General features: G+C 39.5%; 15 protein-coding genes. 5 read left to right on the top strand and 10 right to left on the bottom strand.

Annotated features, from left to right (window positions below; translation table 11 throughout):
- Positions 1 to 38: 38 nt before the first annotated feature.
- Positions 39 to 797 carry a triose-phosphate isomerase gene (gene tpiA, locus GOM46_RS02350; RefSeq protein WP_006150433.1) on the bottom strand — a complete coding sequence of 253 codons (759 nt, stop codon included), beginning with the start codon at positions 795 to 797 and terminating at the stop codon, positions 39 to 41.
- A gap of 117 nt (positions 798 to 914) precedes the next feature.
- The gene (rlmD, locus tag GOM46_RS02345; protein ID WP_235083882.1) at positions 915 to 2,282 is read right to left on the bottom strand and encodes a 23S rRNA (uracil(1939)-C(5))-methyltransferase RlmD; all 1,368 of its coding nucleotides are present in this window, start codon (positions 2,280 to 2,282) and stop codon (positions 915 to 917) included.
- Positions 2,283 to 2,337: 55 nt separating this feature from the next.
- Between rlmD and GOM46_RS02340 the strand changes: the two genes are divergently transcribed.
- The 3 genes from GOM46_RS02340 to GOM46_RS02330 all read left to right on the top strand — a co-directional run bounded on the left by GOM46_RS02340 (position 2,338) and on the right by GOM46_RS02330 (position 4,519).
- Entirely contained in the window at positions 2,338 to 3,111 is a 774-nt protein-coding gene (locus tag GOM46_RS02340; RefSeq protein ID WP_235083881.1) for an aminoglycoside 3'-phosphotransferase, read from the top strand.
- A gap of 10 nt (positions 3,112 to 3,121) precedes the next feature.
- Positions 3,122 to 3,898, top strand: a complete 777-nt coding sequence (recX, locus tag GOM46_RS02335) for a recombination regulator RecX (protein WP_235083880.1) — start codon at positions 3,122 to 3,124, stop codon at positions 3,896 to 3,898.
- Positions 3,899 to 3,985: 87 nt separating this feature from the next.
- Positions 3,986 to 4,519: a DUF402 domain-containing protein gene (locus GOM46_RS02330; protein ID WP_004252157.1), complete on the top strand. Its 534-nt coding sequence runs from the start codon at positions 3,986 to 3,988 to the stop codon at positions 4,517 to 4,519.
- Positions 4,520 to 4,596: 77 nt separating this feature from the next.
- On the opposite strand, the gene GOM46_RS02325 is transcribed toward GOM46_RS02330, so the two are convergent.
- The 5 genes from GOM46_RS02325 to GOM46_RS02305 all read right to left on the bottom strand — a co-directional run bounded on the left by GOM46_RS02325 (position 4,597) and on the right by GOM46_RS02305 (position 10,058).
- Positions 4,597 to 5,364, bottom strand: coding sequence for an epoxyqueuosine reductase QueH (locus GOM46_RS02325; RefSeq protein WP_006150335.1), 768 nt, complete (start codon positions 5,362 to 5,364; stop codon positions 4,597 to 4,599).
- Positions 5,365 to 5,431: 67 nt separating this feature from the next.
- Complete coding sequence (locus tag GOM46_RS02320) at positions 5,432 to 6,631, bottom strand: MFS transporter (protein WP_235083879.1); 1,200 nt, start codon at positions 6,629 to 6,631, stop codon at positions 5,432 to 5,434.
- A 269-nt stretch (positions 6,632 to 6,900) separates the two neighbouring features.
- Positions 6,901 to 8,244, bottom strand: a complete 1,344-nt coding sequence (gene asnS / locus GOM46_RS02315) for an asparagine--tRNA ligase (protein ID WP_414930183.1) — start codon at positions 8,242 to 8,244, stop codon at positions 6,901 to 6,903.
- A 150-nt stretch (positions 8,245 to 8,394) separates the two neighbouring features.
- On the bottom strand, positions 8,395 to 9,573 hold the full coding sequence (locus GOM46_RS02310; RefSeq protein ID WP_235083878.1) for a pyridoxal phosphate-dependent aminotransferase: 1,179 nt from the start codon (positions 9,571 to 9,573) through the stop codon (positions 8,395 to 8,397).
- Positions 9,570 to 10,058 (bottom strand): DUF5590 domain-containing protein, encoded by a 489-nt coding sequence (locus GOM46_RS02305; RefSeq protein WP_235083877.1) that lies wholly within the window; start codon positions 10,056 to 10,058, stop codon positions 9,570 to 9,572. The genes GOM46_RS02310 and GOM46_RS02305 overlap by 4 nt, the downstream gene beginning before the upstream one ends.
- Positions 10,059 to 10,320: 262 nt before the next feature.
- Here GOM46_RS02305 and GOM46_RS02300 point away from each other — a divergent pair, with 262 nt between their 5' ends.
- Complete coding sequence (locus GOM46_RS02300; RefSeq protein WP_235083876.1) at positions 10,321 to 10,869, top strand: NADPH-dependent FMN reductase; 549 nt, start codon at positions 10,321 to 10,323, stop codon at positions 10,867 to 10,869.
- Between the two features lie 56 nt (positions 10,870 to 10,925).
- Here GOM46_RS02300 and GOM46_RS02295 read toward each other — a convergent pair whose 3' ends face one another.
- A complete protein-coding gene (locus GOM46_RS02295; RefSeq protein ID WP_235083875.1) occupies positions 10,926 to 12,116 on the bottom strand; it encodes an O-antigen ligase family protein in 1,191 nt (396 codons plus the stop codon).
- A 214-nt stretch (positions 12,117 to 12,330) separates the two neighbouring features.
- Here GOM46_RS02295 and birA point away from each other — a divergent pair, with 214 nt between their 5' ends.
- Positions 12,331 to 13,266, top strand: a complete 936-nt coding sequence (birA, locus tag GOM46_RS02290; RefSeq protein WP_235083874.1) for a bifunctional biotin--[acetyl-CoA-carboxylase] ligase/biotin operon repressor BirA — start codon at positions 12,331 to 12,333, stop codon at positions 13,264 to 13,266.
- A gap of 60 nt (positions 13,267 to 13,326) precedes the next feature.
- Here the strand turns inward: birA and GOM46_RS02285 are convergent, their stop codons facing one another.
- Both GOM46_RS02285 and GOM46_RS02280 read right to left on the bottom strand, forming a co-directional pair.
- The gene (locus GOM46_RS02285; protein WP_235083873.1) at positions 13,327 to 14,517 is read right to left on the bottom strand and encodes an acetate kinase; all 1,191 of its coding nucleotides are present in this window, start codon (positions 14,515 to 14,517) and stop codon (positions 13,327 to 13,329) included.
- A 54-nt stretch (positions 14,518 to 14,571) separates the two neighbouring features.
- The gene (locus GOM46_RS02280; RefSeq protein ID WP_235083872.1) at positions 14,572 to 15,519 is read right to left on the bottom strand and encodes a class I SAM-dependent methyltransferase; all 948 of its coding nucleotides are present in this window, start codon (positions 15,517 to 15,519) and stop codon (positions 14,572 to 14,574) included.
- Positions 15,520 to 15,582: the final 63 nt, after the last annotated feature.

The raw sequence follows: 15,582 nt of genomic DNA, 5'->3' as shown, positions 1-15,582 counted from the left end.
CTCAAGAGAGGAAACTGTCTGTCTCAGATATTTGAGGCTTATTTTACAAAGTCAAGCAATGCCAAGAAGCTTTCTGGGTCAAGTGATGCACCACCAACAAGAGCTCCATCAACGTCTGGACAAGCCATGTATTCAGCAACGTTTTCAGGTTTTACTGAACCACCGTATTGAACACGTACTTTGTCAGCAACTTCTTGACCGAAATCAGCAGCTACAACGTCACGAACAACTTTACACATTTTTTGTGCGTCGTCTTGTGAAGCTGATTTACCAGTACCGATAGCCCAGATTGGTTCGTATGCGATAACTGTTGAAGCGACTTGTTCTGCAGTCAATCCAGCAAGAGCAGCTGAAACTTGAGCACCCACGAATTCTGCTGCTTTACCAGCTTCGTAAGTTTCAAGTGACTCACCACAACAGATGATTGGAAGCATACCATTAGCAAAGATTGCTTTTGCTTTTTTGTTGATGTCTTCGTCTGTTTCGTGGAAGTAGTCACGACGTTCTGAGTGACCGATAACAACGTAGTCAGTACCGATTTCTTTCAAAACTTGTGGGCTAGTTTCACCTGTGAAAGCACCTGCATTTTCAAAGTAGCAGTTTTGAGCAGCAACTTTAAGGTTTGAACCTTTAGCAGCAGCAAGAACAGTTGTCAAGTCAACTGCAGGAGCTGCGATACCTGCTTCAACAAGGTCTGATGAAGGAAGTTTTGATGCTACAGCTTCAACGAATGCTTTTGCTTCTTCTGGGTTTTTGTTCATTTTCCAGTTACCAGCGATAAATGGTTTACGTGACATTTCACATACCTCTTTTTTCATTTTATTTTCTACTTATTTTATCATAAATAGAGGGAGCTTGCAAATCTTACTCTGTAACTAAAAGTCTTCTTTTCAAAAACTTTCCAGTTATTCTTTCTATTTGGAAGCTGACTTACGCCTCGTTAATTTGACCACTGCTTCTGTTCTAGCCGTGTGGGGAAACATATCGACAGACTGGATATAATGCAGGTCATAGACCTCCATCAAACGGACTAAATCGCGCGCCAAGGTAGATACATTGCAGGAAACGTAGACCATCTTCTCTGGAGCATACTTTACAATGGTATTCAAGAGCTTATCATCTAAACCTGTACGTGGCGGGTCTACTATCAAAGCATTGGCACGATAGCCTTCCTTGTACCAACGAGGGATAATTTCTTCGGCAGTTCCAACTTCATAGTGGGTATTAGTATAACCCATGCGCTTGGCATTTTCCTTGGCGTCCTCAATGGCTTCTGGAATAATATCCATCCCTCTCAAACTTTTGACTTTTTTAGCAAAGGCAAAACCAATGGTCCCAACACCACAATAGGCATCGATCAGATGGTCGTCCTCAGTCACGGCCAAGGCCTTAACGGCTTCACTATAGAGAATCTCCGTCTGTTCAGGATTGAGCTGATAGAAAGCTCGAGGTGAAAGAGAAAACTCATAGTCTAATACACCCTCGCGTATACTATCCTGCCCCCAAATAATCTCTGTCTTATTCCCATAAACCTCACTAGTTTTAGCAGTATTGGTATTGACTGCGACAGTCACTACTTCAGGATAATCCTTGACTAGGTCTTTCACAAATTGAGTCAGATTCAATTGACGATTGGTCACAATGATAATCTGGACTTGCCCAGTTTTCCGTGCTCGACGAACCATGATGGTCCGAACCCCAAGGATTTTCCGTTCATCCGTAATCGGAATTTGATGGTAAGTCAAGAGTTCAGCGATGCGATTAGCAATTGCTTGCGTCTCCTTGTCTTGAACAAGACAGTCCTTTAACTCGACCAAATAATGGGAATTCTGAGCATACAAACCTGCCTTGACTTGACCTTTAAACTTTCGTGTCTGAAATTGTAGTTTAGCCCGATAATATTTTGGTTTCTGCATGCCAATAGTTGGTCTGATTTCAAAGTTTTCGTAGCCAGCAGGGGCAAATTTCTTCAGAGCTTGATGGAGAAGATCTGTCTTGAACTCCAGCTGCTTATCATAATGTAGATGCATGATCTGACAACCACCACACTCATTATAAATAGTACAGTCTGGAACCACTCGAAACTTAGATTTTTTATTGACCTCAAGCAGTTTAGCCTCAACGTAGTTACGCTTGACAGAAGTCACCTGACAATAGATATCTTCACCCTTGAGGGCGCCTGGGACAAAAACGAGTGTTTTCTGGTAAAATCCGATACCTTCCCCGTTAATCCCCATGCGCTTGATTTTTAATGGAATTTTTTGTTTGACTTTAAGACTCATAAGTCTATTATACCACGTAGTTTCTCAATGGTTAAGAATATGTTACAATAAAACCATGAATACAAAGATATCTTTTTCCTCATTGGATTTTCCTATGCAATTACGAACTTATATAGAGGGGGCAAATCTATCTGACAGCTCTTCTCATTCAGTTGCAAGAGTTCTCTATCTTGATTCAGGTTACTATTTAAAAATTGATCAAAAGGGAAGATTAGAGCGAGAAGCTAGCATTGCCAGTTGGTTTGAACAAGAGGGAATAGGAACTCCAGTCATCCACTATCTATCAACAGATAAAGACTACCTCCTGACTAAAGAGGCTATTGGTCATGATGCTCTCGCTTTTTTAGACCAGCCAGAAAAAATCTGCCGAACAATGGCAGAGGCTCTTAGAAAGCTTCACAACTTAAACCCACAAAATTTTCCATCAGAAAATCATTTAAAAGCCTATAAAGAAAGAGCCTTTAAAAACTATGAAAAAGGGGAGTTCTATGCCAAGGCGCTCCTGCCCCAATTCCAGATTAACAGTCGCGAAGAGGCCTTCCAAGTCATCCAAGAACAAGGGCACCTTTTAAAAACAGATGCCTTTATTCATGGGGATGCCTGTCTACCAAACTTTATTCTCAAAGATGCTGACCACTTCTCTTGTTTTATTGATCTTGGTTTGGCTGATTTCAGCGACCGGCATATCGATCTCTTTTGGGCAGTTTGGTCCCTCAATTACAACTTAAAAGATCCCAAATATGCTGAACTATTTCTCGACTATTACGGGAGAGAGCTGGTTGATAGCAACAAACTTCGACTCGTTGCTGCCTTCGAAGCATTTGGATAAGAGGTAAACCATGAAAATCACAAAACTTGAAAAGAAAAAACGACTCTATCTACTCGAGCTTGATAGCGACCAAACCTGCTACATTACAGAGGATACCATTGTTCACTTTATGCTAACCAAGGATAAGGACATTAGTCCCGAAGAGTTTGCAGAAATTCAGACCTTTGCACAATTTTCCTACGGAAAAAATCTAGCTCTCTACCACTTATCCTTCAAGGCTCGTACTGAAAAAGAAGTCCGAGATTATCTAAGTAAACATGAAATCGATGAGAACATCATACCCAAAGTCATCCAATCTCTAAAAGAAGATAATTGGATTAACGACCGTCAGTATGCCTATGCTATCATCAACTCCAATCAGCTTTCAGGAGATAAAGGAAGCTATATGCTGATACAGAAGATTTCTCAAAAGGGAGTTGCCAAATCCATCATCCAAGAAGTCTTACAAGAATTTGATATGGCGGAAGTCGCAGAGCGTACAGCCGAAAAACTACTGAAAAAATATCAGGGTAAATTACCTGCCCGCGCTCTACAAGATAAGATAATCCAAAATCTTACCAACAAAGGTTTTTCCTACTCGGAAGCTAAAACAGCCTTTGACCAACTGGATAGCCAGACTGAAGAGGAAACCGTTCAGGAACTAATCTTTAAAGAGTTGGATAAGCAATATCGAAAATATTCGCGTAAGTATGAAGGATACGAACTCAAGCAGCGTTTGACCCAAGTTTTAGCACGAAAAGGCTACGATTTTTCGGATATAGCCAGCGCTCTCAGAGAATATCTTTAATTTTTTCATGAAAAACTAAGAACTTTAAACAAAAATGTGATACAATAGTAAACGATAAACTTATAAATTGTAGAAAGTTGGTTAGTTATGAAACTTCCAAAAGAAGGCGACTTTATTACAATTCAAAGTTATAAGCATGATGGGAGTCTTCACCGTACTTGGCGAGACACCATGGTACTAAAAACAACAGAGAACGCTATTATCGGCGTCAACGACCACACACTTGTTACCGAAAGTGACGGTCGTCGTTGGGTGACTCGAGAACCGGCTATTGTTTACTTTCACAAAAAATATTGGTTTAATATCATCGCCATGATTCGTGATAATGGGATTTCCTACTATTGCAACATGGCAAGCCCTTATTATCTAGACGAAGAAGCTTTAAAATACATCGATTATGATTTAGATGTTAAAGTTTTTACAGATGGTGAGAAACGCCTCTTGGACGTCGAAGAGTATGAGCGTCATAAGCGTAAGATGAATTATCCTGATGATTTAGACTATATTTTGAAAGAGCATGTTAAGATTCTTGTTGACTGGATCAACAATGAACGAGGCCCCTTCTCAGAAGCCTATGTCAACATTTGGTACAAACGCTACGTAGAACTAAAGAATCGGTAAAGTTGTCAGAGGTCAGGAACAAAATCCTGACCTCGTTTTTTTTATAAGCAAAAACCTGCCTTGAGGCAGGTTTTCCTTTAAATATCTAACTTCGTAACAGTAAATTTGATGTGGGAATAATCTTTCTCGATATCCTTATCTACCATAAAGGCTGTCGCATCCTTCTTGACCTGCACCAAGTCAATATTTTGAGCTTGAGCTGCATAGACACAGCCACAGTAACATTGGCGATAAATGTCGTACTCTTCACACATTTCTACAGAGCGTTTATAACCTTGATTTTTCTTAAAATCACTGGGAAGATAGTGAGTGGTGTAAATTTTCTGCACATCAATCCCAATACTATTGATGGTTTGTGAATTTTTGTGAGGGCTGATGGTTAGGGCTGAACCAAAGTAGTCAAATCCTAAGTCCATAGCCACTTGCGCTGTCTTGTCCAGACGATAATCAAAACAGACCTTGCAACGATCGCCACCTTCAGGTTCTTCTTCCAAACCTCGAACCAGTTTACGGTATTCATTTGGTTCATAAGGAGCTTCTAGGTATTGAACATTGTTGCCAGTTCGTTCATTGAAATCACTGACAAACTTCTTGGTCACATAGGCACGCTTATGATACTCAGCTTTTGGATGAATATTTGAATTTGCAAAATAGATAGTCACATCTGCATATTTGGTCAAATACTCTAGAGTGTAAGTGCTACAGGGAGCACAACAGACGTGCATGAGAATAGTTGGTCTTTCTTCATTTTTTTCCCAAACTTGAACCATTTTTTGCATAACACGGTCATAGTTGATCTTTTGATTGGGATTCATCTTGCTTAGAATTTCTTCTACATCAATCATGCTCTTCTCCTTTTCTTCTTGCTATTGTACCACAGGATCTTTCTTTGGGCAAATAAGGTTTCGTGCTTTATTCAGTTTTTAAGTCCTGATTTAATAGCTTGCCCATCCTTTTTAGACAAATTCTTAAGATAGGATAGGTTAATAGTAAGATAAGGCCTAGAACTAAAAAGACAGCTACAAGACCCCAACGATCAATCAACCAACCTGTCAGTGGGAAAATGACAATCATGGAAAGACTAAAGAGCATAGAATTGATACTAAGCATTGTTGCTCTAACACTGGACGGTAAATAACCTTGTAAGTCATTGAAATAGATCGGTTGATAAACTGCATAGAGTGTATCGGTCAAAAGATATACGAGAAGAAAAGCAAAGGGAGTTCCAAAAAACACCAATAGCAAGGCTAAACCCGTTAGTGCAACAAGAGTCGGAAAAACTCGATTGCTATTCCATTTTTTACCAATTTGACTAGCTACATAAACTGCTATAAGATTTAAGCCACTACCAATCAGCATGACCAGTGAAACCTGCCATCCTGCTAAGTCACTTATTTTCTGCTGATAGTAAAAGTAAAACATGCACATGAGTGTTCCGACTAGCTGATAAGTCATCATCCAATAAAAGAGTACTGGTTTTTCATGCCATTCTTTTCGAACTTGCAGGACAATCGTTTTAAAGGTTAAGACTTCATTTTTTTCTCTCTTAGCCATTGGTTCTTTCATAAAATAAATCAAAATGATAGAAAGAAATGATAATCCAATAGCAATTAGATAGGTCCAAGCCAATGCTCCGTGGATAAAGAATCCTGCCACAACTGTACCTAGGGTTCGTGTGACTTCTGCCACACCAGATAAAAAGCTCGAAATCTGAAGATACCGGTCCTTTTGACCTGCTTCAACCGCTGAATCATATAAGAAGGCGGTGCTAGTTCCCGAGTCAAAATTGTAAGACCAAGCACTGACCATCATGGCCATCGCATACATCCAAAAATTCCCCTGACCAAACAAAATCAAGACAGAGGACACAATACTGGCCAAGCGAGCCAAATAGAGATTGGTCTTGTAGCTAAATCGATCGGCCAACATACCAGATGGGATTTCACATAAGAGACTTGTCCCATGAAAGATACTTTCTAATAGACCGATTTGAAGTAAGGAAAGGCCATTCTGAATGAAAAATAAAATCCAAAAACTGGTGATTCCAAAATAAGATGTAAATTCCAGACCTGCTAGGAGTGGAATATTGCGTTTGTAAGTTCTTTTAAACATTGTTTTCTCTCTTTCAATATATAATATGATTGTTTCTAAAAGACTTACGTAGATTTGCCTACATTTTCTCTACCTCTTTCATTTAAAGTAATACTCAATGAAAATCAAAGAGCAAACTAGGAAGCTAGCCGCAGGCTGCTCAAAACACTGTTTTGAGGTTGTGGATAGAACTGACGAAGTCAGTAACATATATACGGCAAGGTGAAGCTGACGTAGTTTGAAGAGATTTTCGAAGAGTATAAAAACGCCAGACGGCGTTTTTATGGCTATTAAGGTTTGATACGGTGCAACATACGTGGGAATGGAATAGCTTCACGGATGTGTTTAGTACCAGCTGCGAAGGTGACCATCCGCTCGATACCGATACCAAATCCACCGTGTGGGACTGTACCGTATTTACGAAGGTCAAGGTAGAATTCATACTCTGTACGATCCATACCGAGAGATTCCATCTTCGCTACAAGCGCATCGTAGTCTTCCTCACGCATTGAACCACCAATGATTTCTCCGTAGCCTTCTGGTGCGAGCAAGTCTGCACAAAGTACGCGATCTGGATTTCCAGGAACTGGCTTCATGTAGAAGGCCTTGATGTCTGCTGGGTAGTTCATGACAAAGGTTGGTAGACCAAAGTGGTTTGAAATCCATGTTTCATGTGGTGAACCGAAGTCATCACCGTGTTCCAAATGCTCATAGTCTGCATCTTCATCATTTTCATGCTCTTGTAAGAGATCAATGGCTTCATCATAAGTGATGCGTTTGAATGGTTCTGCAATATAGCGTTTCAAGAGCTCTGTATCACGTTCCAATGTTTCCAAGGCTTGAGGGGCACGGTCCAAAACACCTTGAAGCAAAGCTTTAACATAAGCTTCTTGCAAATCAAGTGACTCATCGTGTGTCAAGTATGAGTACTCAGCATCCATCATCCAGAACTCAGTCAAGTGACGACGAGTCTTAGATTTTTCAGCACGGAATACTGGACCAAAGTCAAAGACACGACCAAGCGCCATAGCACCTGCTTCCAGATAAAGCTGACCTGATTGGCTCAAGTAAGCTGGAGTACCGAAGTAGTCTGTTTCAAAAAGTTCAGTTGAATCTTCTGCAGCATTTCCTGAAAGAATTGGGCTATCAAACTTCATGAAGCCATTCTTATCAAAGAATTCATAAGTTGCATAGATGATAGCATTACGGATTTGCATGACAGCTACTTGTTTGCGTGAACGAAGCCACAAGTGGCGGTTGTCCATCAAGAAGTCTGTTCCGTGTTCTTTTGGAGTGATTGGGTAATCTTGAGATTCACCAATAACTTCGATGTCTGTAATATCTAATTCGTAACCAAATTTAGAACGCTCGTCTTCTTTGACAATCCCTGTCACGAAAACAGAAGTTTCTTGGCTTAGGCGTTTGATGGTGTCAAATTTTTCAAGCCCCACTTCTTCGCCGAATTTTTCGATAAAGTTTGGTTTGAAAGCCACACCTTGGAAGAAGGCCGTTCCGTCACGCAATTGCAAGAATGCGATCTTCCCTTTTCCTGATTTATTCGCCACCCAAGCACCGATGGTCACTTCTTGACCGACGTAGTCTTTTACTTCGATGATGGTAATCCGTTTTGTCATAATTCATCTTCCTTTTCTCATTGTACTTGTCCGAAGACATTATTACTCACTATTGTACCACAAATAATGCCTGATAGCTAGCTAGTTTGACAGAAATTCATAAGTTTTTAAAAATAAAAACCTCCGTTATTAAGACGGAGGTTAAGCTTCTTATTTTTCCATAAATTGGTGCAAACGACGAATGGCTTCTTTTAGAGTTTCCAAGTCTGTCGCATAGCTGAGACGGACATTTTCTGGTGCTCCAAATCCAGCTCCTGTAATCAAGGCCAGACCAACTTCCTCAAGAATAGCCGTTGTAAATGCTGTTACGTCTGTATATCCTTTCATCTCCATAGCTTTTTTAACATTTGGGAAGAGGTAGAAAGCTCCTTGCGGTTTGACAACCTCAAATCCAGGGACTTGGCACAAGAGAGGATAGATGGTATTCAAACGTTCTTCAAAAGCTTGGCGCATGGTTTCTACAGAGTCTTGCGGTCCAGTTAAGGCCTCGATTGTTGCGTATTGAGATACAGCAGTTAGGTTAGAAGTTGTTTGACCAGTCAATTTACTCATGGCAGCAATAATTTCTGGATCACCCACTGCATAACCAACACGCCATCCTGTCATAGCATAGGCCTTAGACACTCCATTGATGACAATGGTTTGCTTACGAATAGCTTCTGACAGACTTGAGATTGGGACGAACTCATTCCCGTTATAGACCAAACGACCATAAATATCGTCTGCAAGAATGAGAACATCGTGTTCAACTGCCCAGTTTCCGATGGCTAAGAGTTCCTCACGAGAATAAATCATCCCAGTCGGATTAGAGGGTGAGTTTAGTACCAAGACTTTGGTCTTATCTGTTCGAGCTGCTTCTAATTGCTCTACAGTTACTTTAAAGTGATTGTCTTCCTTGGCTTGAACAAAGACTGGAACACCACCAGCCATTTTCACCTGGTCACCATAGCTGACCCAGTATGGTGTTGGAATAATGACCTCATCGCCTGGATTGACCACAGCCATAAAGAAAGTATAAAGGGAGAACTTGGCACCTGTAGCAAAAGTGACTTCATTTGCTGCCACAGAATAGCCATAATAACGTTCAAAATAGGTATTGACTGCTGCTTTTAACTCAGGCAAACCCGACGCTACCGTATAGAAAGAAGCACGCCCATCTCGAATGGCTGCAACAGCAGCGTCTTGAATATTTTCAGGAGTATGAAAATCGGGCTGACCTAAAGTTAAGAAAAGAACGTCTTTTCCTTCAGCCTTTAATTTCTTAGCCTTTGCATCACTAGCCAGAGTGACACTTTCTTCCATTTCTAAGACACGTTTGGATAATTTCATTGTTTCTCCTTTTCGACTAAGGCACCAGATTCAAAATCTACTAGATAATAGTCTCCTCCAGACTTGATTTCCCAGACAGGTTTATTAGCGTACCGTCCGAAAGTAATCTTGTCGATCTCAGTTGCTCCTTTTTCTTTGACAACTGCTTCTGCTTTTTCTTGAGAAGTTCCATTTTCTAGTTGGTAAACATAAATATTGTTGTTGCTTTTTTCTATTAAAACAGCAATGGGTTTCTGATTCTTATCTTGACCAAGAACACTGTAATAGCTTTCTAAACCATTAAAAATATCAACCTGGTTAACCGTTTCTAGGTTTGCATACTGCTTGGCAAGTTTTTTCCCTTCGACTTTTGCAGTTTGATAAGGTTTCATACTAAGCCATACCAAATAGAGAAAGGAAGAAGTCACAACTAGAGCCAGCAAGGTTAGCCCAATAGTATACTGAAATAATAGGGAATTTTTTTCTTTTTTTTGTCTCTTTTTCACTCGTCTATTTTACCATCTATTCAAGTGAATTACAAGTGAATAAAGGGAGGGCTTTTTGATATCCTAGATGTTTTTAGACTTTCAAACTAAAGCGCCAACCTTTGATTCCACAGGCTTTTCTGCATGCGTCATTTAGAAATTTAATCTTACAATTCATTGATTTTTAATTTGTGAGCAAATGATTTGTAAATGATTATCATTTGTTGTAACATATATTGTAACAACAGATAAAACTCTGATTAAAATTTAAAGGAGACACCCTATGTCTAAAAAAGTATTATTTATCGTTGGTTCACTTCGTGAAGGTTCTTTTAACCACCAAATGGCCCTAGAAGCTGAAAAAGCTCTTGCTGGAAAAGCTGAGGTAAGCTACCTTGACTACTCAGCCATTCCTCTCTTCAACCAAGAACTTGAAGTTCCAACTCTTCCATCTGTTGCGGCTGCTCGTGAAGCTGTTTTAGCTGCTGATGCCATCTGGATTTTCTCTCCAGTCTACAACTTCTCAATTCCTGGAACAGTGAAAAACTTGCTTGACTGGCTTTCACGTGCCATCGACTTGTCTGATACCCGTGGAGCATCTGCACTTCAAGATAAGATTGTTACAGTATCTTCAGTTGCGAATGCAGGTCATGATCAGCTCTTTGCGATTTACAAAGACCTCTTGCCATTCATCCGTACACAAGTTGTTGGTGGTTTCACTGCAGCTCGTGTCAACGATTCTGCTTGGGAAGATGGTAAATTAGTTCTCGAAGACAGCGTTGCTGCTTCTTTGAAACAACAATCAGAAGACTTGCTTCAAGCTATTCAATAATTGCAACAAAAGGAAAAAGATAGTAGACAAATGTTATTTCTACTATCTTTTTTTTGTTAATCAACAAGTTCTGCAATCATACTATGTTTGAGTGGTAGACTACACATCACTAGAAGGAAGATAAATGAAGACTGAACCCAGAAGAGGGCCAAGTCAAAAATTCCATGCACAGCAACCACTGTTAAAAATGAAAGATAGAGTCCAAGAATCGGTCGTTTACTTGGTACTTGACTCATATCAATTAATTTTCGGATTGGATCTGAAGAAGCAATCCCTAACAAGACAGTCCCTACTACACCGTAACTCAATATTGTATCGATATAGATACTATGCGCATGTTCATGATAAGGTGCAAAAATACGAGGATAAGCATGCATGTATGTTAGCGGGCCTTCTCCCCAGAAGGGGTTTTGTTTGAATAAGGTCATACCTGCATTCCAGATAGACACACGTTCTTCCATAGATGAATCAAGTGTTCCCATTCGAACTCCTAAATCACTAGAGAAGAGAAAGGCCAAGCCGATACCAAAGACTCCAATACTTAACCAGAAAGCACGCCAGTTTTTAATGGTAGTGAAAAGATAAATAATCGCACCAAATATGATAGCTGGAAATGCCGTTCTATTTTGAGTAAAGTTGAGCCCGAATAAATTCGCAAAGATTGCAATCACTGAGAAGATTCTCAACCATCTCAATTTAGTTGTACTAATTAAGTAAAATCCAATCATGATACAGAAACAACAGATAATCCCATAATAGTTAGGATTAAAGAAGGCTACTTCAGCCCGATTCTGATGCCAAACCTGCATCTTTGGTGATAAGAAGGTATAATCAAATTTCTTTACGATTTGAAAATGCTCCAAAGCTGCGAAAACCGAGGCTAGCACACTAAGCGATAAAATCCCTTGTAATACTAGTCTAAAAAATTTAGGAGTTAGATGAGCCTGGTAATAGTAAAAGAAAATCGCAAAGAGGAACATTCCCAGAGTAGCAACCATCCCCATGACATTTTGAGCCAGAAGAGAGATGACACCACTATAGCCAATAAATAAAAGAAGAATAGCATGGTTAGAGAGTCGTTTTAGAATCCCCTTCATTTCTCCTGTAAATATCAGACCTATTAAATAAGCGATAAAAATAATGACGAAAATATAAAAAGGCAAGAAAATACTTAGAATAACAGCTAGCAAGATAAGTTCTTGCTTAGAGAAGCCTTTCAATTTTTCAATGATACCTATTGATTTCACAACAGATCCTTTCTCTCTGTGCCTTAGAGCTCAGATATATAAACTATTAAAACATTTTACCATTTTTCAAAGAATTTGAAAACCACTTTGTCTATATCATCCTAACTAAAACTTGGTAAAACTTTATAAGAAACGAGGATTCCTCTCATAAAAGCAGTCTATCTTTTGTAAAATTATGGTACAATTAAATTAATTTTCCCGGAAAGGCTCTACCATGAAATCTTACCAAGAAGTTTATAAAATATTAGCTAGTGAAACTGATTATTTAAGTGGAGAAAAAATTGCTGAACTATTAAACCTCTCTCGAACTTCTGTTTGGAAAGCGATTCAGCGTCTCCAACAGGAAGGTTTAGAAATTGACAGCATCAAAAACCGTGGCTACAAACTTCTTCGTGGAGACCTTATCTTACCTCAAGAAATCGAAAACAACAGCCCTATCACTGTTCAATTTAAACCTATCACCAAATCGACCCAGACTGATGCTAAGGAGGCCATGGAAGCTGGTACCAAAGGAGATACACTCTACCTCTCAACTAGCCAAACGATGGGCCGTGGTCGATTTCAGCGTCCCTACTACTCTCCAGACAAGGGGGGAATCTATATGTCCCTCCACCTAAAACCTAATCTTTCTTATCTAGATTTACCAGCTTACACACTCTTGACTGCAGCTGCTATTTATAAGGCTGTTAAAAATTTGAGCTTGATTGATTTAGACATCAAGTGGGTAAATGATCTGTATCTAAATCAGAAAAAAATAGCCGGTATCCTAACTGAAGCTATTACTTCTGTCGAAACCGGACTTGTTACAGATGTTATTATTGGTGTTGGGATTAACTTTTCTATCGCTGACTTTCCCAAAAATCTACAAGGGAAAGCTGGAAGTCTCTTTTCTCAAAGCAGCCCCATTACTCGCAATGAACTGATTGCTGAAATTTGGAAATGTTTCTACGAAACAGATGCCGATGAGCTACTTTATCTTTATAAAAAACAATCAATTGTTTTAGGAAAAGAAGTTTCCTTCAAGAAGGATCAGGAAATCATCTCAGGAAAAGCATGTGACATTTCGGATCAGGGCCAACTGCAGATAGAATTAGCCACTGGTGAAAAAATCTGGCTCAATAGCGGTGAAGTTTCGCTTACCAAATGGTAAATACTCGTCAACAATATAAAAAATCGACCTCTCTATTGAGAAGGTCGATTTTCTTATCGTTTATTTTTTCAAACGTTCAACATCACGCGCAATAACAAGTTCTTCATCAGTTGGGATGACAAGGACACGAATTTTTGCAGCATCTGTAGAGATGTCTCCAGTTACACCAAAAACATTTTTCTCTGGATCTACATCACAACCGAACCAAGAAATACCAGTGATAACTTTTTCACGTACATCAGCTGCATTTTCACCAACACCAGCCGTAAAGATGATAGCATCAGCTCCGTTTAGGACTGCCAAGTATTGTCCAATATGTTTTTGGATACGGTCAACGTACATTTCAAGAGCCAAGGTTGCATCAGGATCACCTGCTTCCATCGCTGCTTCTACATCACGCATGTCACTAGATTTACCAAAAATACCTTGTAAACCTGACTCACGGTTCAATACATTGATTATATCTTCTGGTGTATTAAAATCATTTGTATGTTCCATAAGGTAAGGAATGATAGCTGGATCGATATCACCAGTACGTGTACCCATCATCACACCTGCAAGTGGTGTGAATCCCATAGATGTATCAACAGATTTTCCACCCTTAACCGCAGTAATAGAACCACCGTTACCGATATGACATGTAATTAATTTTAATTCTTCAAGTGGACGTCCCAACAGTTTTGCTGCTTCTTGAGCTACGAATTGGTGGCTAGTTCCGTGAGCACCATATTTACGAACTTTATTTTCTGTGTAATATTTAGTTGGCAGTGGGTAGCGGTAAGCTTTCTCAGGCATAGTTGAGTGGAAAGATGTATCAAAAACAGCAACACTAGTTACGTTTGGTAACAATTCCTTGAAGGCGCGAATTCCGGCTACGTTAGCTGGAGTATGTAGTGGTGCAAGTAGACCCAACTCTTCGATTTGAGCCAATACGTCACCTTCCACTACTACAGAGTCTGTAAAGACTTCACCACCAGCAACAACACGGTGCCCAACTCCTGTGATTTCATCGTAAGATTTGATAATATCAAAACGAATCAAGTCATCAAGCAAAATTTTAACAGCAACAGTATGATTTTCAATATCAGTGATTTCTTTTTCAGCACGACCATCGAATTTAACTGTTGAGATAGAATCTTTCAAACCAATGCGTTCAATTAAACCTTTAGCAAGAACCTGTTCTTCTGGCATTTGATACAGTTGCCATTTCAAACTTGAGCTACCGGCATTAATTGCAATTGTTTTAGACATAATTTTCCCCTTTTTAAGCGTTTTCAACTATTATATCAAATCTCAGTTCAAATTTCATGAATATTGACTCCAAATTTGAAACTTTTCCTTAAAATCCATCAAAATTTCAGAGTCACGAAGACTCGTAAGTGGATAAACAAATGGTTCAATCGCTTCTCCCGTCTTCTTCTGTAGAACAAAGATCGTTTTAGACTGTGCTCCCTGTACAAAGAGATCCTCTGGTAAAGCTATGATTGCTACTAGTTGAGCCTGTTCAGTCAGCCAGGATTTTAAAAGTTCACTCTGAGGACTCGTTAATAAATCTGTCGGAGCTAGAAAAATCGCATAACCACCTGTCTTAAGATACTTGAGCGATTGTTCCATTAACAGATGATGCGCATAGGTATGTTCACCTTTAGCTGCTACTTGATATCGTGAGGCTGTCTGATCATCTGGGTAGTAGCCGACCGGTAGGTCACTCACAATAATATCACTTTCTTTTAATACTTGTGGACGCACTGCATCTCCTTGGACAAAGCCCATTTGTAGATCCATAACTTCAGCCATGCTTGCTGCCAAATCAATCAAGAGATCATCTAGCTCTATTCCAAGGTAATCAACCCTTTTGTTCATAGATGTCAAGAAGCTAGATCCCAGAATTCCCATTCCAGAACCTAACTCTAACAGACTTAGATCTTCAGTAGGACAAAGCTGTTCTATGATAAAAATCATCAAGTGACCAATGGCATCCGGTGTGAACTGATGGTTGGCTTGAAGAGGTTCTGTTTGCGCTGCCTTCATTAGCAAAAATTGATAGGTCCGTAACCACTCCTCTTTTCGAAGCGCTAAGCGTTTTAAGGCCTGGTTATTTTTTTTGACTTGCTCCAGATTGGTTTGACCATCGAGATAGATCCCATTTTGTTCAATCAAGGCATCATAAAAGCTTGTCGCCAAATCGTTTTGAATGATTTGGACATTTTCTAATAAATAGGTATATGCCTGTTCAATTTTTTCAAAATCCATAATCTTATCTTACCAAATTCAGAGCTGATTTTCCAGATTTTCATGATACTGAAATCAAATAAA

The sequence above is a fragment of the Streptococcus infantis genome (genome assembly GCF_021497965.1).
GTDB classification, from domain to species: Bacteria; Bacillota; Bacilli; order Lactobacillales; family Streptococcaceae; genus Streptococcus; species Streptococcus infantis_B.
The sequence above is the reverse complement of the archived record's forward strand: the minus strand, read 5'-3'. Positions and strand labels throughout refer to the sequence as shown.